At 68.8% G+C, this 22,592-nt stretch carries 18 protein-coding genes; 11 read left to right on the top strand and 7 right to left on the bottom strand.

The window, feature by feature from the left end; all coding sequences use genetic code 11:
- Positions 1 to 697 precede the first annotated feature (697 nt).
- Positions 698 to 898, top strand: coding sequence for a hypothetical protein (locus ACFV6D_RS29260; protein ID WP_380561727.1), 201 nt, complete (start codon positions 698 to 700; stop codon positions 896 to 898).
- Positions 899 to 1,268: 370 nt separating this feature from the next.
- On the opposite strand, the gene ACFV6D_RS29255 is transcribed toward ACFV6D_RS29260, so the two are convergent.
- From ACFV6D_RS29255 to ACFV6D_RS29240, 4 genes are all read right to left on the bottom strand, one after another.
- The gene (locus ACFV6D_RS29255) at positions 1,269 to 1,667 is read right to left on the bottom strand and encodes a DUF2267 domain-containing protein (RefSeq protein ID WP_380493104.1); all 399 of its coding nucleotides are present in this window, start codon (positions 1,665 to 1,667) and stop codon (positions 1,269 to 1,271) included.
- Between the two features lie 59 nt (positions 1,668 to 1,726).
- Positions 1,727 to 2,131 (bottom strand): DUF2267 domain-containing protein, encoded by a 405-nt coding sequence (locus tag ACFV6D_RS29250; RefSeq protein ID WP_380481519.1) that lies wholly within the window; start codon positions 2,129 to 2,131, stop codon positions 1,727 to 1,729.
- Positions 2,132 to 2,182: 51 nt separating this feature from the next.
- Positions 2,183 to 2,479, bottom strand: coding sequence for an STAS domain-containing protein (locus tag ACFV6D_RS29245; protein WP_380481521.1), 297 nt, complete (start codon positions 2,477 to 2,479; stop codon positions 2,183 to 2,185).
- Between the two features lie 133 nt (positions 2,480 to 2,612).
- Positions 2,613 to 3,047 (bottom strand): Hsp20/alpha crystallin family protein, encoded by a 435-nt coding sequence (locus ACFV6D_RS29240; protein WP_380561725.1) that lies wholly within the window; start codon positions 3,045 to 3,047, stop codon positions 2,613 to 2,615.
- 110 nt (positions 3,048 to 3,157) lie between these two features.
- On the opposite strand from ACFV6D_RS29240, the gene ACFV6D_RS29235 reads away from it, so the two are divergent.
- From ACFV6D_RS29235 to ACFV6D_RS29220, 4 genes are all read left to right on the top strand, one after another.
- A complete protein-coding gene (locus ACFV6D_RS29235) occupies positions 3,158 to 3,853 on the top strand; it encodes a type III effector protein (protein ID WP_380481525.1) in 696 nt (231 codons plus the stop codon).
- Complete coding sequence (locus ACFV6D_RS29230) at positions 3,828 to 4,187, top strand: hypothetical protein (protein WP_380481527.1); 360 nt, start codon at positions 3,828 to 3,830, stop codon at positions 4,185 to 4,187. The genes ACFV6D_RS29235 and ACFV6D_RS29230 overlap by 26 nt, the downstream gene beginning before the upstream one ends.
- 468 nt (positions 4,188 to 4,655) lie before the next feature.
- On the top strand, positions 4,656 to 5,057 hold the full coding sequence (locus tag ACFV6D_RS29225) for a hypothetical protein (RefSeq protein ID WP_380493099.1): 402 nt from the start codon (positions 4,656 to 4,658) through the stop codon (positions 5,055 to 5,057).
- Positions 5,058 to 5,484: 427 nt separating this feature from the next.
- Positions 5,485 to 6,012: a tyrosine-type recombinase/integrase gene (locus ACFV6D_RS29220; RefSeq protein ID WP_380481529.1), complete on the top strand. Its 528-nt coding sequence runs from the start codon at positions 5,485 to 5,487 to the stop codon at positions 6,010 to 6,012.
- 230 nt (positions 6,013 to 6,242) lie between these two features.
- On the opposite strand, the gene ACFV6D_RS29215 is transcribed toward ACFV6D_RS29220, so the two are convergent.
- Positions 6,243 to 6,611, bottom strand: a complete 369-nt coding sequence (locus tag ACFV6D_RS29215; protein WP_380561723.1) for a hypothetical protein — start codon at positions 6,609 to 6,611, stop codon at positions 6,243 to 6,245.
- Positions 6,608 to 9,037 (bottom strand): AAA family ATPase, encoded by a 2,430-nt coding sequence (locus tag ACFV6D_RS29210; protein ID WP_380561721.1) that lies wholly within the window; start codon positions 9,035 to 9,037, stop codon positions 6,608 to 6,610. Before ACFV6D_RS29210 ends, ACFV6D_RS29215 begins: the two co-directional genes overlap by 4 nt.
- A gap of 180 nt (positions 9,038 to 9,217) precedes the next feature.
- Here ACFV6D_RS29210 and ACFV6D_RS29205 point away from each other — a divergent pair, with 180 nt between their 5' ends.
- From ACFV6D_RS29205 to ACFV6D_RS29185, 5 genes are all read left to right on the top strand, one after another.
- Entirely contained in the window at positions 9,218 to 11,386 is a 2,169-nt protein-coding gene (locus tag ACFV6D_RS29205) for an N-6 DNA methylase (RefSeq protein WP_380561719.1), read from the top strand.
- A gap of 88 nt (positions 11,387 to 11,474) precedes the next feature.
- Positions 11,475 to 13,466 carry an N-6 DNA methylase gene (locus ACFV6D_RS29200; RefSeq protein ID WP_380561717.1) on the top strand — a complete coding sequence of 664 codons (1,992 nt, stop codon included), beginning with the start codon at positions 11,475 to 11,477 and terminating at the stop codon, positions 13,464 to 13,466.
- Positions 13,463 to 14,734 (top strand): restriction endonuclease subunit S, encoded by a 1,272-nt coding sequence (locus ACFV6D_RS29195; protein WP_380561715.1) that lies wholly within the window; start codon positions 13,463 to 13,465, stop codon positions 14,732 to 14,734. Before ACFV6D_RS29200 ends, ACFV6D_RS29195 begins: the two co-directional genes overlap by 4 nt.
- Positions 14,735 to 14,739: 5 nt before the next feature.
- Positions 14,740 to 17,946 carry a type I restriction endonuclease subunit R gene (locus ACFV6D_RS29190; RefSeq protein WP_380561713.1) on the top strand — a complete coding sequence of 1,069 codons (3,207 nt, stop codon included), beginning with the start codon at positions 14,740 to 14,742 and terminating at the stop codon, positions 17,944 to 17,946.
- A gap of 173 nt (positions 17,947 to 18,119) precedes the next feature.
- A complete protein-coding gene (locus tag ACFV6D_RS29185; RefSeq protein ID WP_380561711.1) occupies positions 18,120 to 19,700 on the top strand; it encodes a protein kinase in 1,581 nt (526 codons plus the stop codon).
- Positions 19,701 to 19,886: 186 nt separating this feature from the next.
- Here ACFV6D_RS29185 and ACFV6D_RS29180 read toward each other — a convergent pair whose 3' ends face one another.
- Positions 19,887 to 21,008 carry a Fic family protein gene (locus tag ACFV6D_RS29180; RefSeq protein ID WP_380561731.1) on the bottom strand — a complete coding sequence of 374 codons (1,122 nt, stop codon included), beginning with the start codon at positions 21,006 to 21,008 and terminating at the stop codon, positions 19,887 to 19,889.
- Positions 21,009 to 21,091: 83 nt separating this feature from the next.
- Between ACFV6D_RS29180 and ACFV6D_RS29175 the strand changes: the two genes are divergently transcribed.
- On the top strand, positions 21,092 to 22,348 hold the full coding sequence (locus tag ACFV6D_RS29175) for a tyrosine-type recombinase/integrase (RefSeq protein ID WP_380561708.1): 1,257 nt from the start codon (positions 21,092 to 21,094) through the stop codon (positions 22,346 to 22,348).
- The last annotated feature ends 244 nt before the right edge of the window (positions 22,349 to 22,592 follow it).

Below are 22,592 nucleotides of genomic sequence, written 5' to 3'. Positions count from 1 at the left end.
GACCGGAAACCACCGTCCTTGCCTTGGGGTCTTCGGAATCCGCCCGGGCGACTTCCTCACGGGCCGGGCGATCCTGATGGCGCGCTGTCCCTCCACTCATCCTCTGGACTGCACTGTCACTTTCGTACTGCTGGTACTGCACCTGCTGAACTGCGTCTTCCCGTCGGTGGCCGTGGCGGCCCACCTGTTCCCGCAGCCAGCCCCGTCGCCCGTCGTGCACCTGCGTCGGCTCGGAACCCCACTGCCGGACTTCTCGGCACGCGCGCCCGCAGCCTGGGCGCCTTTACCGAGGTCCTGCCTTCTCGTGACTGCCGGTACTGCACACTGAACCGCGCACTAATGGATACCGCTGGTGGCGGCCCCTGATACCTGCGGGCCGCCCGGTCCGGCAGCCAGTCCCGTCGCCGTCCTGCACCTGCCTGGCTTCGGAACTCCGCTGCCGGACCGAACCGCGAACTCTGTCCAACAACCCGGGCCAGTTCGTGTCTGCCGGTATCGCCGACTGTTGTCTACGAGAGAAACGCTAGACCAGCCCACGGGCAATGTCTACTCCGGCGCGCATAGATTTTGCGTTCGCCGCGAGTGAGGTACTCTGCCGGGGGGGGGGGGGGGGGGGGCCCCCCCCCCCGCCCCCCCCCCCCCCCCCCCCCGCCGACGAACAAGCAGTACCGCGCAGGAGGCGGGAGTGGAGGACCTGGTGCCCGGAGCAGCGGAGACCGCCCGGCCCGGGCAGGCTGCCCTCGTCGAGGCGATCACCGAGGCCGTGCACGACGGCGACGACCGAACCATCCGCCGGTTGCTGGCCCGCTTCGCCGAACTGGCCACCCTCGCCGACCTGTACTCCCTGCGCGACGCCCTCGACACCGCCCGCCCAGCTGGCGCCCACGGGCAGAGGTGACTCTTGCCGGGCCGCGCTCGCGGACCTGCCTGACCAGATGCCCAGATCGGTCCTGCGCCTGGCGTCGTGGTGCGCAGCGCGCTCGCCCTGCTTGGCCGGGGCGAGGGAGCTGATGCCCGGCCAGGAGGTGAACTCCAGCATGGTTCCGGTTCCAGCCGGTGCTCGGCAGGGCTGGGCCGGTCACACCCGGCCGAGGTGGATGTCGCGGGTGCACCGGCGTGGCGCCGGACTCGAACCGGTACCCGGCGGTGGCGGTCCTGCGTCGTCGTCCTGCGCTCCGGTGGCCGCCGCCGGCCGGATTGACGGCCCGGCGCCGACTGCCCTGCCACGCTGGGTGGCGGGCGGCCGGCGCCGGTAGTGCCGCCCCGGGTCAAGCCGCGATCGTGAGGTCGGCGCGGCCGAACAGCAGCGCGTAGCCGCGGGGCAGGTCGGTGAGGATGCGGTCGGTGAGGGGGTCGCCGGCGAGGTCGGTGAGGGCCGCCAGGACGGAGGAGACGTCCCAGCGGGCGGCGGTGAGGCTGGTGTTCAGGGCGCGGGCGACGGCTTCGACGAAGGCGGGGGCGGCGACCGGCCGGGGCAGCGGGATCTGCGAGGCGAAGACGGTGCGGGCACGCTCGGGCAGGGCTGCGGCGAGGTCGCAGCGTTCCTCCCCGGTGAGTTGGCTGCCGAGGGCGGCCAGGACGACGGTGAGGACGCGTTCGGCCTCCTCGTCGCAGGTGTAGCGGCCCAGGGTGCGGACCTGCTGGAGCAGGAGGCGGTACCGGGTCATGGCGGTGGCCTTCCAGGGAAACGGGGCCGGCCGGACGGGTGCGGCGGCGCGGACGGTGTTCAGGGGCGGTGGCCGGGCCGGGGCCGGCCGAACAGGAGGTCGTAGCCGGGCGGCAGCTGGAGCAGGACGCGCTCGGTGAGGTCGTCGCCGACGGCGTCGGCCACGGTGCTGAGGACCGCGCCGATGTCCCACAGGGCGGTGGTCTCGGTGGCACCCTCGATCCAGGCCGCGGTCGCGCGCGTGAACCGCTCGGGGTTGAGCGGCTCGGCGGCCTGCAGCGGGTTGAGCAGGATCAGGGCGAGGGTCTCGGGCAGGCGGGCGGCCAGTTCGGCGCGCACGTTGCCGACCAGGTGGGCGCCGAGCAGGGCCAGTACGACGCGCGCCGCCCGCTCGGCCTCCCGGGATGTGTCGTACTCACCGCGTTCCCGGACGTCTTCCAGGAACGCCTCCCATCGAAGAGCCACGGTTCCTCTCCCTCCGTTCCGGGGCTCGGCGTGAACGCCGTCGACGCCCGGTCAGGGCTCGACGACCAGGCGCCGGTGCGCACCGGTGAGCTTGCCCAGCCGGCCCACGCGGCGGCCGGCCCCTCGCAGGACCAGGTGGCTGCCGCACCGGTCGGCCTGGTTGCGGGCCCGGACCGGAGCGCCCAGGCCCGCGCAGTCCATGAACGTCACCTCCGACAGATCGAGCACCACCTCCCGATGTGCCCCGAGCGCGGCGGTCACAGCACGGCGCAGCGCGGGGGCGGTGTCGAGGGCTATCTCGCCGCACGCCCGCAGCGCGAAGGGTTCGTGCCCCTGGTCGTCGCGCATGGTGGTCTCCCGCCGCCGGCCCGGCCCACACGGCGTGGTGCGCCGGGGCGGCCGGGCCGGACGGTGGAGCCGGCCGGGGGCCGTCCCGCAGGGCCCGGGGGTTGGCGGTGCGGGACGGCGGTCCGGGGAGGGGTCAGGCCTGGATCTGCTTGCGGCTGCCGCTGTGGCTGATCTCGACCTTGCGGGGCTTGGCCTTCTCCGCGATCGGGATCTTCAGGGTCAGCACGCCGGCGTCGTAGTCGGCGCTGATCCCGGCGGGGTCGAGGGTGTCGGACAGCATGACCTGGCGGGAGAACACGCCGAGCGGGCGCTCGGACAGCTCCCACTTCACGTCGTCACCCTGGTGACGGGGGCGGCGTTCAGCCTTGACCGTCAGCATGTTCCGCTCGACGTCGACCTCGATCGCGTCCGGGGCCACCCCCGGCAGATCGAAACAGATCACGTACTCGTCGCCCACACGGCAGGCGTCCAGCGGCATCGGGGCCGGCCGCGACCACATCCCGTTCGTGCCCAGGAACTGCTGAGTCAGCCGGTCCAGCTCGCGGAACGGGTCAGTGCGCATCAGCATCGCGAAACACCTCCACTGATCGAATGGGAGCCAGTGCGCTTCACCTGAATCTGTTCTAGCATGTCATCCATCCAATGACAAACAGCAAAGTCGCTGAAGGAGTGACAGCCATGGGAAAGCGGCCCGACGTACCCGCCACCGGCGGCGGCCCACCCACGGGACCGGCGTCCTTCCTCGCCGCCGCCGCCGCGCTCGCCGCCATCGACGACGCTGTCCGCACCGCCCGGAACACCCGCCCGACCACCCGGCCCGGCACCGGTGCACCGGACGAGGGCCCCGAGCCGGCCCTGGCCGCCCTGGTACTGCTGCGCGAACTGCGCACCGAGCTCGCCGGCTGGGAGGCGGGCCTGGTGGAGAGCGCCCGTGACGGCGGCGCCACCTGGGCCGACCTCGCCCACCCCATGGGCGTCGCCAGCCGTCAGGCCGCCGAGAACCGCTACCTGCGCCTGCGCCCCGCCGGCAGCAGACCCGAAGAGGCCGCGACCGGAGCGGAGCGCGTCAAAGCCGTCCGCGACCGCCGGGCCGCGGACCGCGCCGTCACCGCCTGGGCCCGCGACAACGCAGCCGACCTGCGCGTCCTCGCCGCCCAGATCAGCGCCGCACCCGGCCTGCCACCCCGGGCCCGCCCCGCGCTGACCGCGCTCACCACCGCCCTCGGCGCCCCCGACCCCGCCGACCTGATAACGCCCCTCGCCGACATGCGCCCCCACCTCGCCGCCACCCACCCGGACCTCACCGCCCGCCTCGACGACCTCACCCACCGCACCGAACGCCTCCGCCATGACAGCGACCAACGACGCACCTGACCCCCTCACCACCGCTGAAGACCGCTGGCAGCAGATCGAGGACCGGCTCGCCGCCATCGAACGCCGCATCCGCGAGCACAGCAGCGCCGCCATCGCCACCGTCGACACCTGCCTGGCCAGAATCGACGCCCTCCACCACGACCTGGCCCACGGGTCCTGGCCCCCGCATGCCTTCCCCACGCCGGCAGGGCCTCCGACCATCCCACCGGAGCAACCAGCGCGAGCCCCCACGCAGAACCCCTCCGACCCCGTTGGCCACCGGCACGCACCTACCGTCCCGAACGCACCGCGACACGCCTCGGAGGCCGCCAGGCAGCAGTCCGGGTACCCGTAGACAGGGAGAACTACCGCCCCCGAGACCCCCTGGCGATACGCCGCGATCTGACGCCACGGCCGAGCGGAGGCGCCGACTTCGCCCATGTCCTACCTGGTTGGACACCCCCACCCCCGCCCCTGACGTCGGCGAGGCGGCCGGGCTGAGGCGGAGTACTCTGCGTGCGTGTTCCACACTGTCGCCGCGTGGGACACGGGCAGGTCACGCGGCAATCGCCAGCTAACGAATCGACGGAGACCTCAGCGACGACGCCGAAGACCGGGACGACGAAGAGGCCGAGCAGCACAAGAACCAACAGCCCCGAACGCGGCCGAGCCCGGCCTGCAGCTCATCTCCCCTTGTCGCTGGCCAAGGGAGACCCGCAGGTCAATAACATTCTCCGGGCTCAGCGGTCGCACGGTGGTCGCCGTAGAGGAGCAGGATGGGAGGCAGATCCCGCGCGCCGCTCGACCTTCCGAGGCGATCACCATGCGCTGCTCACCGAACCCGGGAAACGACCGAGGACGCGTCTACCGGCGCTGCGGCTGCCGCGACGACCACCGTCGACAGCTCGGCACCATCTGCCCCCGCCTCACCGCCGACCCCCGCCACGGCACCTGGGCGTTCGCCGTCGACACCCCGCCCATCGACGGCCACCGCCGCACCGTCCGCCGCGCCGGCTTCCCCGACGAACTCCGCGCCAGCATCGCGCTGCAGCGCTTCAACGAGGGCCTGGCCCTGTGCGTCATCACCGACCCCAGGCAGCGCACCGCCGACTACCTGAGGGACTGGCTCGACGAGAAGGAGCTGCGCCTCAAGCCCACCGCCATAGCCCGCTACCGCACCTACACCGAACAGGACCTCATCCCCGCCCTCGGCACCATCCCCTGATCGACCTCACCCGCCAGCACCTGGCCGCCTTCGTCACCAACCAGCTGCGCCGGGGCCGCGGCAGGGTCACCGTCCACCGGATCATGGCCACCCTCTCCAGCGCCCTCAGCAGCGCCGTCCACGACGGCCGGCTCGCCCGCAACCCCGCCAAGCCCCCGCTGCTCCCCCGCCGCCCCGCCTCCGCCCCCAGACGCCTGTGGACCGAGGAACAGACCGCCCGCTTCCTGCGCTTCACCCACGTCACCGACCCCCTCTACGCCGACCTCGCCGAGCTCATGATCGGCTCAGGCATCCGCAAAGGCGAGGCACTCGCCCTGCGCTGGGACGACGTCCACCTCCCCGACCGTGTCTTCTTCGTCCGCGCGACGCTCTCCGCCGTCGACAACAACCAGCTTGTGCTCACCACCCGAAGACCAAGGGCAGCAGGATGTGGGTCGCCCTCTCCGACCGTGTCGCCTCGGCCCTCGACGACCGCGCCGGCACCCGCGCCTTCGGCAACATCGCCGACAGCGGCGACTACGTCTTCCACCGCCACGGCCGGCCGCTCCATCCCAAGAACGTCCTCGACCACTTCCACCTGCTGTGCGACAAAGCCGGAGTCCCCCGCATCGCCCTCCACGACCTGCGCCACCTCATGACCAGCTTCACCCTGGCCGCCGGAGTCCCCCTGCCCGTCATCTCCAAGACCCTGCGCCACCGCACCCTGTCAACCAGCGCGAACATCTACGCAGAACTCACCCGACTCGCCGCCCGCGCGGCCGTCGACGCCGCAGCCTGGACCCTCGACAACGCGGACCGCGCCGTACTCGGACGCACCGTCTGCCGCGCCCAGCGCCCATGGCGCCAGCACCCACGCCCCCACCGGCACCTGCCCGCATATCAGCAGGCACGAACAGAAGAACCCCCGGCACCATGGCCGATGTGGCCCGGTGACCACCATGCGACCACCAACTGACACGGCAACAGAAAGAGCGGGCACCCGGTTTCCCAAGTACCCGCTCTCACAACCGACTTCACAGTCGGGACGACAGGATTTGAACCTGCGACCCCTTGACCCCCAGCATCCTAGCTAGGGCGTGTTCGGTGCTGCTGTCGCCTCATTTCCCTAGCGGCGCGCGGCTTAAGGTCAGCGCTTCCAACAACGGTCCCCGTCCTGAGCCAATCGTGGGCGGGCGATCGCCGAACTCAGCTGCGGAGGCCTCGCAGCACGAACGCGACTTCGTCCCGCCATCCGAGAAGTTCGCTGACGGTCGGAGGCAGGGCGGCCTGATGGTAATGACATGCCCCGCTGAGGTTGTGCCAGACCGCCGCGAGTCGGCCGGCCAGCCGGGCATCGAGGTGGTGGGCGAGCCAGACGACTTTGGTCTCCGTCCGACAACGGGCGAGGGCTGGCCGGTGGGCACAGATGTACGAGTCGAGCCCTGCTTCCAGCGCGCGGCGGAGCAGGAACACCGCCGCACGCGGGTGCGCGGCCCCGGAGGGACCGGAGTCGAGAAGCGAGGTGGCCGCGGTGATGCGGGTCGCTGAGTTCAGTACCTCGGGTGCAGCAGTCACAGGGAGCGCAGTCCTTCCGCGGTGGTGGCCACTCGGTTGATGAATGCGACGGCGTCGGCAGTGTCAGGGACGACGGTGTGGGCGCCCCTGTTGCACAGTCCGACGATGTCGCTCGCATCGGAACCGAGACGGCGGCCGATCTCCCGGTACACGTCGGCCTTGCTCCGGCTCTCGCCGAACAGTGCCAGGGCGGCCAGGTCGGTCAGCTCACGAGCCTTGCCGATGCGCTCCTCGACGACGAGATGGCCGATGCCGGTACCGAGGAGGGTCCGGCGAGCCGATTCCTGGAGGGCGGCCTCCAGAGCGAGGCGGCACTGGCCGGGCAGGACCTCGTTGAGGACCGCGGCGGTGACCTTGTTGTCCCTGGCGACCGCACGAGCGGCGGCCAGTTCACGCTTGACCGGATCGTCGACGGAACGGACGGTCACCTTCGAACGCCGGAACCGGCCGACCTCGAGGATCGTGGCCTTGATCCGGTGGAAGCGCAGGGCGTCCGGCAGCCGGGTGTCATGGGAAAAGACCACGACCTGGTGGGTCCGGGCGATCTCTTCCAGCAGCCGGGCAAGGCCCTCGACCTTCCGAGGGTCCATGGACTGCACCGGATCGTCGATGACGATGAAGCCGAACGGGCTCTGCGGGGCCATGGCCCGGGGCAGGAACAGGGCCAGCGCGAGGGAGAACAGTTCGCCCTGGCTCACGACACCCAGCGCGGAGGCGTCGACGTCGTCCACGGTGACGTTCAGTGCCACGCCCCGGCCGCTGTACGTCTCGGAGCCCTTGAGCGTGACGTCACCGAGGGCGACGTTGCTCTCCTGGCTGAGGTACTGCCAGATGCTCTGCGCAGTTTCGGCGATGGAGCGCATACGGGCTTCGCGCAGCTCGGCCTGCACCTCCTTGAGCCATGCCCTCGCCTTCTTGACCTGGGCCAGCAGCGGCTTGGTGGCGGCTGCCGCATCGGCCAGCGCGAGCCACGATGCGAGCTGCGGGACGACGCCGCGCCACTGCTCGTCCTGCTCCGCCAGCCGATGCTTCGCTTCCTGGCGGACGTGCCGGCAGGCGTCGGCGAGTGCCGCCGCCTGCTTCTCGGCGCGAGCCGCGAGCTCGTGCGGGTCGCGAATGCCGCGGCAGGCGACCCATTCATCCCAGAGGACGTGCAGGTGATCGGGCAGGTCGGTCGCGCGGTTATGGATCAGTGCCCGCAGGTCGTCCGTGGAGTCCCGCACGGCCTGCTGCGCGCACCGGGCCTCGGCGGCCTCCTCGCGGAGCAGGTCGGCCTGGGCGGCTGCCGCGGCGGCCCACGCATCGTCGAGGCGGTCCGCACTCCGGCAGACCGGGCAGGTGTGGTCCGCCGGGTACTGGGAGCGCAGCCGCAGGGCCCGGTCGAGGAGGTCGGCGCGGGCGAGCGCGGTGCCGGCGTCACTGTGCCGGACGTCCTCGGCCGCTGCGACGGCCTCCCGCAGCCTGGCGACGGCTTCGGTCACCGCGTCGGTGTCCGGGCCGCTGAGCGCTGCCAGCCGGTGCAGCCGGGCCAGCTCCGTCGTGTCAGCGAGCGGCGCCCCCGCGATCAGGGCGCGGATGCGCTCACGGTCCGGGACGCGCTGCCTGAGCGCCGCCACCGCATCGTGGACGCGCTCGTCCGGAACGTCCGCGAGGGCCGCCACCAGGGGCGGCAGCGCGGTCTTGGCCTGCTTCTCGCTCAGCGTCAGCTGCTGTTCGCGTGCGGCGAGCCGATCGGCGGCTTCGCTGAGCGTCCCGAGGCCCAGAAGCGTGGCGAGCCGGTCGTACATCCGGCTGGGCTTGGCGCTCATCATCTGGCCGAGCTCACTGTAGGAGAGGATCGGCCGGAACGACCGCAGGTCCTCCGCCCAGCCGAGAGCTGAGAGCGGCAGCGGGGTCGGCCCGAGTCCGAGGACCGCCGACTCGGACTCGGAGAACGACGTGGTGTCGGCCCAGGTACGGGTGATCGTGAGCGGTCGGACCCGGCCGGACGCGAGGAGTTCCAGCGCGAGACGGTGCGGTCCGGAGTGGTGCAGGTTACGCCAGCCGTCCTGCTGGGCGGTCTGCACGTTCTTGCCGTCCTCGTCCTCCCAACGGCGGTTGCGCCCGGTGAGGGCGACCTCGATTCCCTCGGCGAAGCTGGACTTGCCGCTGCCGTTCCTCCCCTGTATCACCGTCAGGCCCGGGCCCGGCGGGATGTGGAGCGTGGCGGCTTCCCCGATGCCGCGGAAGCCTTCGACGGTGATCGACTTCAGGTAGGCGCCACGGACGGCGGCGGCCTCGGAGCCTTCAACGCCGTCCAGGGCTTCGCGAACCAGTGCGTCGACCTCCTCAGACAGCGGAGCGGACTCCAGCCGCTGGATGACGGCCGCGATCGGCGATGCCGGCAGTGCAGGTGCGGTGGGTGCGGGGCTGGTGCTGGTCGTCATAGCGCGCTCCTGGAGAAGAGGAGGTGGGGACGATGACACGGCTGCCGTGGCGACGACGGCAGCACGAGCTGTGCAAGCAGATCTAGGTAAGCACAACCATGAAAGCATCGTCAATCGAACGTACACCTTGACGGATGGTGTAGAGTGTTTACTGTCCACTTCCGAGAGGGGCGGGGCTCCATGCCGCAAAAGTCAGTGACGCCGCCGTCCGCACAGGTGACGGCTGCAGAGATCTCCCGTATCGCCGGGGTCACCCGCGCCACCGTCAGCAACTGGCGGCGGCGCCATGCCGACTTCCCCGCGCCCAGTGGCGGCACCGAGAGCAGCCCGCTCTACGACCTGGGCGCCGTCCAGCAGTGGCTCCGCGGACGGGGACACACCTCTGCGGCGTCACCCGAGGAGGACCTGCGAACGGCGCTGCGGCTTCTCGGGGCGGGCGTGGACGCCGCACGCTTCTTTCCGCTGCTGGCAGGCGTGGCGCGACTTCCGGAACAGGAATCGGGCCAGCTCCTCGAACTGCCCGACGACCGGCTCGCCACAGCTGCCAACGATCTCCTGGCCACCCGGACGACATCCGAGACCCAGTCCGTGAAGTACGAGACCGAAGATGCCGGTGTGATCCGCGCGCTCCTGGCATGTGTACGCGGTCCGGGTGCGCAGGCCGCACTGGACGTTCTCGCCGAACGCGACCTCGACGAGAGCGCGGCCAGCGGCACCTACCGCACTCCCCAGGGCCTTGCCGACCTCATGGCAGGACTGCTGCCCGACACCGTGACGCGTGTGCTCGACCCCGCCTGCGGCAGCGGCACCCTCCTGGCCGCCGCCCGCAGGCGCGGCGCAGGTGAGCTGTACGGACAGGACATCCGTGCGCTTCAAGCGCAGCGGGCCTCAGTGGCCCTTCAACTTGACGAGCCCGCCTCGGCTGCGGGGGCCGAGGTCGTGATTGCTGCCGGCGACAGCCTACGGGCCGACGCCTTTCCGGGCCTGACGGTCGATGCCGTGCTGTGCAACCCGCCGTTCGGCGACCGCGACTGGGGCCACGACGAACTCGCCTACGACCCCAGGTGGGCCTACGGCGTACCCTCACGCTTCGAGTCGGAGCTGGCGTGGGTCCAACACGCACTGGCACACGTCGAGCCCGGTGGGTACGTCGTCATGCTGCTGCCGCCCGCCCTCGCTTTCCGCACCTCCGCCCGCCGCATCCGCGCCGAACTCGTCCGCAGCAGGGCCGTGCGTGCCGTCGTCTCCCTGCCCGCCCGCGTCGCCTACCCGCTGCACATCGCCCTGCACATCTGGATACTGCAGCGGCCCGAGCCCGGCGCCGCCGAGCGCACCTCCGTACTCTTCATCGACGGAGACGGCGAGGGCAGTGCCGGCACTGTCACGCGGGGCGGCTCTCTCGGGAGCGCCGCCTTCGATTGGGCCGGCCTTGCGGAGCGCGTGCTGACACCGTGGAAGGCGTACCGCGACCAGCCGGACGGTTTCACCGACGAGTCGGGGCTTACGCGCGCCGTCCCGGTGGTCGACCTCCTCGACGACGTCGTCGACCTCACCCCGGGCCGGCAGGTCCGCACGGCCGCGGCCGATGTCGACCCGGCGGCGCTCGTTGGCAGGATCACCGCGCTGCATGGCCAACTGGGATCGCAACTGGACGAACTGGCCACGCTCAGCGGCGCGGCGAAATGGGAGACGGCCAGTACGCCGATGCGTGAATGGCGTACCGCAACTGTCGCCGACCTCACCCGCGGAGGCGCCCTCGCGGTTGTCCGGTCGGCGGCGCTTGGCAGCGGACGCGACTCCAAGAGCGGAGGCGTCGTCGCAGAGGGAACCGGGTACCAGCCGGTGCTGACGGCACATGATGTCTCGGCCGGCAGCGCGCCCTCGGGCGCGGCCGGGGATGCCTATCCGGACATCAGCCAAACCGTCGCGGAGGGAGACGTATTGCTGCGTGCAGTCTCCAGCCCAAGCGCTACGGGACTGATGACCAGGGTCGCGGACGAGAACGATGCCGGCGCGCTCCTCGGCTCCGCCCTGCACCTCCTGCGTCCGGACCCGGCCCGCCTCGACTCGTGGTTCCTCGCCGGATTCCTCGGCGCAGCCGACAACATCACCGCCGCCTCGACCGGCACCACCATGGTCCAGGTCAACCCGGCGCGGTTGCGCGTCCCCCTCATGCCGCTGGCGGAGCAGCGCCACTACGGCGACGCCTTCCGCCGCGCCTACCAGCTTCGCGTCGCCGCCCATCGCGCCGCGGCGTTGGCCACGGAGGCCGCGAACGCGGTTACCGCGGGCCTCACCGTAGGCGCGCTCCTGCCGCCGATGTCCGGCGACCAGCACCAATCCGGCTGAACTGCCTCGGCCGGCACGACACATCGACCAGACTGCATACGTTCCGCTGAGAGTGGCGGACGACTCGAGAGAAGACCGGGGAAACCCTTTGAACAGCAGCAAGCACACGGAGCTGGCGAACCACGCCTGGTCCGTCGCCGACCTCCTGCGCGGTGACTACAAGCAGTCCGACTACGGAAAGGTGATCCTGCCCTTCACCGTCCTGCGGCGGCTGGAGTGCGTGCTCGAGCCGACCCGTGAGAAGGTCGCGGAGCGGGCGGCCGAGCTCGCTGGCCAGGAGCTGGACGAGGACCGCTTCCTGCGCAAGGCCTCCGGCCACTCCTTCTACAACAGGAGCTCCCTCACCCTGCGGAAGATCGCCGGTGACCCGCAGAACGCCGCGAAGAATCTGCAGCTCTACGTGGCCGCGTTCTCCGACAACGCCCGCGAGGTCCTGGAGAAGTACGAGTTCAACCAGCAGATCCGCAAGCTGGACGACGCCAAGCTGCTCTACCAGGTCATCGGGCGGTTCACCGACCTCGACCTGCGCCCCGAGGTCGTGTCCAACCACAACATGGGCTACATCTTCGAGGAGCTCATCCGACGCTTCGCGGAGCAGTCGAACGAGACCGCGGGTGAGCACTTCACCCCACGCGAGGTCATCAACCTGATGGTCAACCTGTTGGTGGGGCCCGACGCGGACGCGCTGAGCCTCCCTGGAACGGTGCGCACCGTCCTGGACCCAGCCTGCGGCACCGGCGGCATGCTCAGCGCGGCCGAGGACCACATCACCGCACTCAACCCGGGCGCGAAGGTTGAGGTCTATGGCCAGGAGCTCAACCCGGAGTCCTGGGCCATCTGCCGATCCGATCTCATGATCAAGGGCCAGGACCCCGACCACATCGCCTTCGGCAACTCCTTCAGCGACGACGGCCACGCGCGCGAGAAGTTCAACTACCTGCTCGCCAACCCGCCATTCGGCGTGGAGTGGAAAAAGGTCAAGGAGGAGGTCGAGCACGAGCACGAGACCCTCGGCGAGTCCGGCCGGTTCGGCGCCGGTCTGCCGCGCATCAACGACGGTTCGCTGCTCTTCCTGCAGCACATGCTTTCGAAAATGAAGCCGGTCGACGTCAACGGGGGTGGCGGCTCGCGGGTCGCCATCGTCTTCAACGGCTCCCCGCTGTTCACGGGCGCGGCGGAGTCCGGTGAGTCCAACATCCGCCGGTGGATCCTGGAGAACGACTGGCTGGAGGCGATCGTCGCCCTGCCCGACCAGCTCTTCTACAACACCGGTATCTCTACGTATTTTTGGATCCTCACTAACCGCAAGTCCGCCGACCACAAGGGCAAGGTCGTGCTGCTGGATGCACGCGACTACTGGGTGAAGATGCGGAAGTCCCTGGGCGACAAGCGCAAGGAGCTGAGCGAGCAGCAGATCCACGAAATCACCCGGCTGTACGGGGAGGCCCTGCAGGTCGCCGCCGATTCGGAGCACCCGCTCCACAGCAAGGTCAAGGTCTTCAAGAACGAGGACTTCGGCTACCAGCGCATCACCGTCGACCGACCGCTCAAGCTGCGGTTCGAGGTCACGGAGGAGACCTTGGCGGCGCTTGCCAAGGCCAAGCCCGTCCAGAAGCTGGAGCACGCGGAGGAGTTCGTCGCAGCGGTACGGGCGCTGGACGGCCAGAGCTGGCCGACGAAGTCCGAGGCGTTCGTCGCGCTTAAGGACGCGGTCGTGGCGGCCGGACTGCTCTGGCCGAAGGGCGCACCGTTCACCAAGGCAGTGCGGGACACGATCGGTGTCCGGGGTCCGGACGGCGAGGTCCAGATGCTTAAGGGTGCACCGGAATCGGACGCCGACCTTCGCGACTACGAGAACGTGCCGCTGGACGAGGACGCCGACGAATACCTCAAACGGGAGGTATTGCCGCATGTGCCGGACGCATGGATCGACTACAGCAAGACGAAGATTGGCTACGAGATCCCGTTTACCAGGCACTTCTACGCCTACAAGGCGCCCCGGCCGCTCGCGGAAATCGATGCGGAACTGAAGTCGCTTGAGGCCGAGATTCAGATGCTGCTTGGAAAGGTGGCCAAATGAATGAAACCCGCCTTGCGCCATGGCTTTCCGCATCGCAGTGGCCGACCGCTCCCATTCGGCTTGTGGCTCGGCTTGGCTCCGGGCACACGCCGAGCCGAAACAAGGCGGAGTACTGGGAGAACTGCACGATTCCGTGGGTCACTCTTGCCGATGTATGGCAGCTGCGCAGCGGTCTGAAATCAATCATCACTGAGACTAAGGATAAGATTAGCCAGCTTGGCATGGCCAATTCTTCGGCCGTCAAGCATCCAGCGGGAACCGTTATTCTTTCACGCACCGCCTCTGTCGGCTTCTCGGCGATCATGGGCCGAGATATGGCCACGAGTCAAGATTTCGCAACTTGGACGTGTGGCCCACAGTTGGATTCTCGCTACTTGCTGCATGCGCTGCGAGGTATGGCGCCGGATCTCAAGCGCATTGCGATGGGGTCGACTCACAAGACGATCTACATGCCCGACATCGAGCAGCTAAGAGTACCGCTGCCTCCGTTGGGCGAGCAGCGCCGTATCTCCGATTTCCTCGATGCCCAAACCGCGCGCATCGATGCTCTAAGCGGTTTGCGGCAAAGTCAGATCGGACTTGTTCAGGAGCGATTGGAGTCCATCATCTATCGCGAACTGGATGAGTCCGGTGCACCGGAAGTAGAACTCCGCAGGTTGGGCGTGGCGGTGACAACCGGCCCGTTTGGCACTGTGTTCAGCGCCTCGGAGTACAAAGAGGGAGGGGTTCCGATGGTGAATCCACTCCACATCAGGGACGGGCAGATCCTTCCCGACCTTCACCACGCCGTTTCTCCGGCCACTGCTGCTCGGCTGGCGCGTCACCGGCTACGAGCCGGCGATTTGGTCGTCGGGCGCAAAGGGGACCTAGGCAGGGCTGCATTGGTCCGCGATCATCAGGACGGGTGGGTGTGCGGCAGTGATTGCATCGCAGTGCACCCTGGCGGTCGACTCCAGCCGCATTTCCTGGATTTTGTCCTGCGGTCGCAATATGTTCGCTCACAGCTTCTGGCGAAGTCTCTAGCAGCAACTATGCCCAGCTTGAATGAGCAGAATCTGCTGTCCCTCCGCATCCCACACCTAACTTTGAAGCAGCAGGGAACAATCGCTGCACGGTTGGACTGCGTACACAAGTGGGTGGTGAGCGTGACCAGTGCCATGCGTAGGCAGCTGGATCTGCTGGCCGAACACCGCCAAGCGCTCATCACTGCCGCCGTCACCGGCCAGTTCGATGTGTCCACTGCATCCGGTCGAGGAGTTACGGAGTAACCGCCATGCCCCCGATCCACACCGAGGCCGCCTTCGGCTCGGCCATTGTCGCCGCGATGACCGAGCGCGGGTGGCGTGAGGCCCAGCCGGAGGACTACCGGGCCGAGCTCGGGCTTGACACCAACGAGTTGTTCGCCTTCATCAGCAAGACCCAGGGCGATGAGTGGGAGGAACTGGTCACCACCCAGTACGCCGGCGACCAAACCGAGGCACAGCGCGGGTTCGCTAAGCGACTTGGTCAGGCGATCGCCAGTGATGGGCTGCTCAAGGTACTGCGTGACGGCGTGAAAGACCGCAGTATCCTCCTTCGGGTCGCGTACTTCCGCCCCAACCTGGTCGAAGACGACTCCGTCCTCGACAACTATCGGGACAACCACCTCACCGTCGTCCGTGAGGTGGAATACGCGACGAAGCACGCGGACCGGGGCAATCGGCTCGACCTGACCCTCTTCCTCAACGGAATCCCGGTCGCCACCGCTGAGTTGAAGAACCCGCTGACCGGTCAGGGTGTTGAGAAGGCGAAGGAGCAGTACCGCGACAAGCGCGACCCCAGCGAGCTGATCTTCACCAGCCGTGTCGTCGCGAACTTCGCCGTCGACCCCGACCTGGTCTTCGTTGCGACCCGCCTGCGCGGGCGGAATACGCACTTCCTCCCGTTCAACACCGGCTCGGAGGGCCCGGGCAAACCCGGTGGTAAGGGAAACCCCGTCCCCACCACCCCCAGCACCTATGCCACCTCTTACCTGTGGGAGCAGGTCTGGCAGCGCGACAACTGGCTCGATCTCCTCCAGCGGTTCGTCCACCTCCACAAGGAGAAGACGCCAGGCGGCGGCAGCACACAGAAACTGATCTTCCCCCGTTTCCATCAGTGGGACGTGGTGCGGAAGCTCACCGCCCATGCGGCCGTCCACGGAGCGGGGCATAACTACCTGGTCATGGCCTCCGCTGGGTCGGGCAAGTCGAACACCATCGGCTGGCTCGCCCACCGGCTGAGCGACCTGCACACGCCCACCGATCCGGCCGGTCTCGACCCAGACGCCCTGGCCGCGGGCCTGAAGCCGGGTGTGCCGGTGTTCGACAAGGTCATCGTCATCACCGACCGCCGCAACCTGGACGCCCAGCTCCGGGAGACCGTTGGCAGCTTCGAGCAGACCGCTGGCCTCGTCGTGAAGATCGACGAGAACCAGGGCGCGAAGGGCGCCCAGCTGGCACGGGCGCTCTCCCGGGAGACCGGGAAGATCGTCACGGTCACCCTCCACTCGTTCCCGGCCCTGCTCAACTTCCTCGAGCAGAACCCGACCGAGATCCAGGGCCACAACTTCGCCATCATCGTGGACGAGGCTCACTCCTCCCAGTCGGGCGACGCGGCCACCGCCGTCCGGGCCGCTCTCCGTGACCTGGGCCTCGACGCGGACTCCGACGACGCGGGAGCCATCGAGGCCGCAAGCAACGAGGCCCCCGCCACCCTGCAGGAGCGCCTCAAGCACAAGGCCTCGCAGCGTTCCCGCGCCGCGAACCTCTCCTACTTTGCGTTCACGGCCACGCCCAAGGCGAAGACCCTTGAGCTGTTCGGCACGCTCCAGGACGTCGACGGCGAGGCCAAGTACCGCCCCTTCCACACCTACTCGATGCGGCAGGCGATCGAGGAGGGCTTCATCTTCGACCCGCTGCGCAACTACGTCACCTACGACACCTACTGGAAGTTGGTCAATAAGAACCCGGAGGAGAAGGAGGTCGACCCGAAGAAGGCCAACCCCTTGCTCGCCCGGTTCGCATTGACGCACGACTACACCGTGGCGCAGCACGCCCAGGTGATCGTGGAGCACTTCCTCGCGCACACCCGGGGGCGGCTCGGGGGTCGTGCCAAGGCGATGGTGGTGACGGCGTCGCGCCAGTCCGCCGTGCAGACGTCCCGTGCGATCAAGAGCTACCTCAAGGACCTCGGCTACGACACCAAGTACCCGGACCTCGGTGTGCTGGTGGCGTTCTCCGGTTCGCTCACCTTCGAAGGCGAGGAGACGACCGAACCCAAGGAGAACGACGGGCTGTCCGAGGGCGCGCTGCCCAAGGCGTTCGCCTACACCCGTGCCGATGACAAGGCCGTCCGAGCCGGCGGCCCGGGCAAGCCCGAGTACCGGATCCTGGTCGTGGCGGAGAAGTACCAGACCGGCTTCGACCAGCCACTGCTGACGACGATGTACGTCAACAAGACGCTCACCGGCATCTCCGCCGTGCAGACGCTGTCGCGACTGAACCGCACCGCCGAGCGCAAGGCACAGGCGGACCTCGCGGTCATCGACTTCGTCAATGAGGCCGAGGACATCAAGGCCGCCTTCAGCCCGTACTTCCTGGAGGCCCGGACGTTCCCATCCGACCCGAACCTGCTCTACGAAGCACAGAGCCGGGTCATGTCCGCACCGATCCTCACCGTGCGGGAGATGGACGAGTTCGCCGAGGCGTACTTCGCCGCACAGGAGAAGGCGGGCGGGTCCACCGTGAAGTGGGAGAAGCTGCACGCGGAGCTGTACCGGCTGCTCGCCCCGCCAGTGGCACTCTTCGAGAAGCTGCTGAACAGCGAGGACGAGGACGACCAGAAGACGGCCGAGGACTTCCGCGCGAACCTGCAGGACTACGTGCGCAAGTACGGCTTCCTGGCGCAGATCGTCCCGTACACCGACCCTGATCTGGAGCGGCTCCACCTGTACGGGCGGTACCTGCTCAACCGGTTGCCGCGGCGGGCTGACGGCGGTGTCGACATAGGGGAGGTCGACCTCAGCCATCTGCGGGTGGAGAAGACCGGCGAGTACGACATGGGTCTGACCGCCGAGGAGCCAGCCCTGATCCGGAACGTTGGGGAGGGCGTGGGCGGGACGAAGGAGCAGGAGAAGTCCCTGCTGTCCGAGCTCATCGCGAAGTTCAACGACAAGTTCGGAACGGACTTCACCGAGCAGGACCTGCTGCCCGCGTTCAACGCGACCCTCGCCGAGACCGAGGTCCGCCAGGCGGCCGTCGTGAACGACGAGGACAACTTCGGCAAGGTCTTCGACCGGGTGTTCGCCGACAAGGTCGAGGACTACGTCGGCATCGTCACCGACCTCGGCAAGCGGTACTTCGCTCCGGACCGCGGCTTCCAGTCCAGCCTCAACCGAAGCGCCCGCCGTGCTGCCTGGCGCATGATCAGGCGCGAGGAGGGTGTGGACGACGCGGCCTGACGCCGGTGGTCCACGACCCGGGACGGTGGGCGGCCCGTTCGCGCACCGCCTACTGTCCCGGGTAGCCGGACGAAAGCCTGGACTGGTGATCGTCGCACCCGTCACACTGGGGACCGCACAGCCGCGCAACACCACAAGCATCGGACCAAGCACGCAGAAACGGGGGCAGCCGCGTGCCGGCGACCGCGATCTCCAACCGCTACGAACTCCTGGAAGAGCTCAGTCACGGCGGCATGGGAGACGTGTGGCGCGGCTACGACGCCGTACTCGACCGGCCGGTGGCGGTGAAGCTGATCCGGCAGGCGGCGGTCACCTCGTTGCAGTCGGCCGAGGAACTCGCCCGGCGCTTCCGCCGGGAGGCGCGCATCACCGCACGCATCCAGCACCCCGGCGTGCCCCAGGTCTTCGACGCGGTCCTGGACGACAGCTTCGAGCGGCTGTTCCTGGTGATGGAACTCGTCGACGGCGTGCCGCTCTCCGCCTACCTCCAGCCCGACCACCCGCTGCCCGTCAGCTGGGCCGCAGCCGTCGCCGCCCAGGTCGCCACCGTGCTCTCTCACGCCCATGACGTGCCGGTGATCCACCGTGATCTCAAACCGAGCAACATCCTCGTCGCCCGTGACGGCACGGTGAAGGTCCTCGACTTCGGCATCGCGGCGATCCTGCGGACGGACGTCACCAAGCTCACCGCGACCGGCAGCCCCATCGGCACCCATCAGTATATGTCGCCGGAACAGGTCCGCAGTGGCCGGATCACCCCGCAGACGGACCTGTATGCCCTCGGCTGCGTGCTGCACGAACTCCTTGCCGGTCGCCCGGTCTTCGAGGGCAACGAGTACGCGCTGATGCACCAACACCTCACCGCCACGCCGGCCCCTCTGCGGCAGCTCCGCGCCGACGTGCCCGAGCCGTTGGAGACGCTCGTCCTGCACCTGCTGCGCAAGGCGGCGGAGAGCCGCCCGGCCGACACCCAGGAGGTCTACGAGCGTCTCCTGCCCTTCCTCCCAGCGGCTGGCTCCGTGCCCACGCAGGCCGAGGCCGGCCCCCTCGGTACCCCGGACCCGACCCGTCTCTTCCGCCACCCCTACGCGCCCCGCTCCCGGGCGCCGAAGCCGCCCGCGGTTGTCCGTACCCCCACTACGGTCGAGCTCCAGCCGCTGCCCGTCCTGGAGCAGGTGCGTGCCGCCATCAGGGAGGCCTACGCCCAGGCGGATCTCCTCCTGGACGACGAGCGGTTCACCCAGGCCGTCGAGGTGATCGGAGCTGTCGTCGAAACGGCCGCCAGCGCGCTCGGCACTGACAGCAAAGAGGTCCTTGGCCTGCGCAAGCAGCGCGCCGCCATCCGCTTCCTCGGCGGCGACTACCGGGCCGCGCTGCCCGAGTTCGAGGCCCTGGCCGCCGCCTTCGGCCGGACCGCCGGGACCGCCAGCACGCCCGCCCGCGAGTGCCGGGCCCAGGCAGCCCGTTGCCGTGCCGAACTCGGCCAGGTCACCGAGGCTCTCCACGAACTCCAGGACGTGCTGGCCACCGTCCGCGCGCTCGACGGCGACGTGAGCGAAGAAGCCATCGACCTTCGCCACGGCATCGCCGTCCTCCTCCTCGCTCAGGGCAAGGTCACCGAGGCCCTGCAACTCCTGAAGCCCCTCCAGGAAGACCTGGTCATGGTCTATGGCCCTGATGACGAGCTGGCCTTGGAGGTCGCGGAAACGCTCGCCCGCATCCGGCTGGACCTGAACGGCGGCGCCCCTGAATGACCGCAGCACATTCGGTAATCGGCCGTCGTCCGCAGCCCTCGCCCACAGGCCAGTCTCCCCGACGCTTCGCCAGCTCTGTTCCTGCCGATAGCTTCATCCGCACCGGTGGGAGCTGCTGTTCAACGCTGGCTGGCGTCGGCCGTGTCACCCGAATCAACGCTCTGGCTGGCATTCACTGGACGGACCTCATGCATAGGGATCGCGAAGGGGCCGCGGTTCCCGTACGCCTCGAACGATAGCTTCGGGGAGGTCTGGGCCGGCGGTGTAGTAGCGGCCCTGGGCCTCGCCCTTGGCGGCGAGCCAGCCCTCGCGGACGAGTTCGCGGATGTCGCGTTGGGCCTGCTGCTCGCTCAGCTCGGCGTCGGCCTGGTAAGTGGCGCGGCGTAGGCGGTTGCCCATGGCCGTGGGGTAGAGGGCGTATAGCATGCGGTCGGGCCAGCCGCGCTGCTCGACGGCGTCGTCGAGGGCGGTCCAGACCTCGCGGGTGGTGTTCACCTGGCGCTCGACGCTCTGAGCCTGCTGGTGGTGGGCGCGCAGGCAGAACCGCACCCAGGGCAGAGTGTCGCGGTCGGGAGTCCAGACGGGGCCGCCAACGTCGGCGAGGATGTCGTAGTAGCGGTAGGTGTTGCGGGCCCGGCCGAGCCATTCCTCGATGCTGGAGAACTCCGGCGCCATGATCCCTTCGCGGGCCAGGACCAGGGTGTGCAGGGCGCGGGACATCCGCCCGTTGCCGTCCGACCAAGGGTGGATGGCCACCAGGTTCAGGTGCGCCATCGAGGCCCGCACCAGTCCCGGAGCGTTCAGATCGCCCTCGTTCAGCCACTCGACCAGTTCGCCAGTCAGTTCTGCCAGCTGCTGGGCATCAGGGGCGGTGTAGGCGGCGATGGTCGGGTCTTCGGCGGAGGTGACGTACACCGGCCCGGTGCGCCACCAGCCGGGCCGTTTGATCAGGTGGTGGCCTTGCATCATGAAGTGCAGCGAGTTGAGCAGGCCCTTGCTGTAGGCGAAGTCGTCGCCCGCTTCAGCGAGGCGCTGGATGTAGGTCATCGCCTGCCGATAGCCCTCGATCTCGGCCGTGACGGTGTCGTTCGCATCGATCGGCGCTTCGCCGACCATGATGTCCTCGACGTCCGACACGCTCGCGGCGTAGCCCTCGATCGTGTTCGATCCGGCGATTGCCCGCGCCGTGAGGTTACGCCGCAGCTGCCCCTCCCAGCGACGTGAAGTGCGCAGATGGAGACGCAGCCGGTTGCGCATCTCGTCAATCTCCGCGAGGACGGACTGGTCGATGTCCTGCAGCAATGGCACAGCGTAGAGCATGAAGCAATGACACCATGACGGCATCAAACAAGCAAGCGGAACCGGCGCAACCATGGTGTATGAGTACTTCAATGCGTCCCCGGGAATCAGTCGCCCCGGATCCGTTCAGCGAGATCACCACCGCCGACCTTCCGGCTCCGCCGAGCGCCCTGCGCTCGCAATACCGCACTTCACCGCTTACCAGCCCCCGCCCGCTGGCCTCCCAGGCCACCCCGGCCCAGACGCAGGCCTGGGCCAGCTTCCTGGCAGGGGCCGTCCACAATGGGCTCGACCCGACACTGATCACCCAATGGTTGACCATCCTGGCCGACGCCACCGGCAGCCCCGTCCTCCCGTCCCTGGCCTCCATGCCATTGGGCGACTACGTCAACCTCCGCCTCTCGGCCATCCTGACCGGCCTGGAAACCACCACGTACGTCCCCTACCTCGCCGGCTGGCACCTGCGGATCGAGCCCGAGCTCGGGCAACTCCCCCTCCGCCTGATCACCACCGCTCTCATCACTGCGGCAGTTCTCGGCTGGATTGCCGATGGCTGCAGCCGCTCCACGATCAAGAACACCCTCGCCATGCTCTCCCGCATCTTCGAGCAGGCCATCGTGGACGGCATCCTCGAACACAACCCCGCCCACATCACCGGCTGGCAGCGCGAATACCAGCAAGTCGAAGACGAACTGCGGGATCCCCGCTCCCTCGCCCTGCGCGACTGGGACGCCCTCACCGAACTCGCCGATGCCCTGGTCGCGGCCTCATACAACCGCTATCGCGGATGGGGTGATGTCGTCGTCCACAGCGCCTGCACTGCCACAAGGATCGGCGAGGTCTCCGGAGTCCGGGCCCGCGACGTCGATACCGACAAGTGGCTCCTGACCTGCCGCCGACAGACCACCCCCGCTCCCGGCGGCCTGGTCGACAAGCACGCCAAAGGTAGGGTCGCCCGCCTCATCCCGATCATCGAACCACTGCGGCCACTCATCATCAGGCAGCTCCAAGCGACGCGAGGCGACCCGGACGCCCGCCTCTACACCGGCCCGCGCGGCGGTCGCATCAGCACCGCAGTCCTGCGCGACGCCACCCACTGGGACGACGTCACCCGGGACCTCGGCTACGAACACCTGCGCCGCCACGACCTGCGCCACACCGGCCTGACTTGGATGGCCGACGCCGGCATCCTTCCGCACATCCTCAAGGAAATCGCAGGCCACCGGCTCATCACCACCACCCAGCGCTACTTCCACCCCGACGTGCTCCGGATCCTGGAAGCCGGCCAAGCCCTCACTCATCACCTCGAGAAGCTCCAACGCGACGGCCAGATCACCCGCCGCTGGTAACACGCCGTAACTACCATCGCCTCGAAACGGCCGCTGACAGGCCGCTCCGATGCTGCCCGTGTCACACCGCGGCAAGCAGTGGGCGCCAGAAAGGCCTTAGAAATGACCGACATGAACCAGTTTGACCCACTTGACCCGCGACCGGGGGCCCATTGCGCAGGGGGATGTAGCCCCCCCCCCCCGCCGCCCCCCCACCGCAACCGGGTCTGTGACGACACGATCTTTTAGAAAAAAAAAAAAAACA

It is taken from the genome of Kitasatospora sp. NPDC059812, from assembly GCF_042732075.1.
In the GTDB taxonomy this organism is placed as follows: Bacteria; Actinomycetota; Actinomycetes; order Streptomycetales; family Streptomycetaceae; genus Kitasatospora.
The sequence above is the reverse complement of the archived record's forward strand: the minus strand, read 5'-3'. Positions and strand labels throughout refer to the sequence as shown.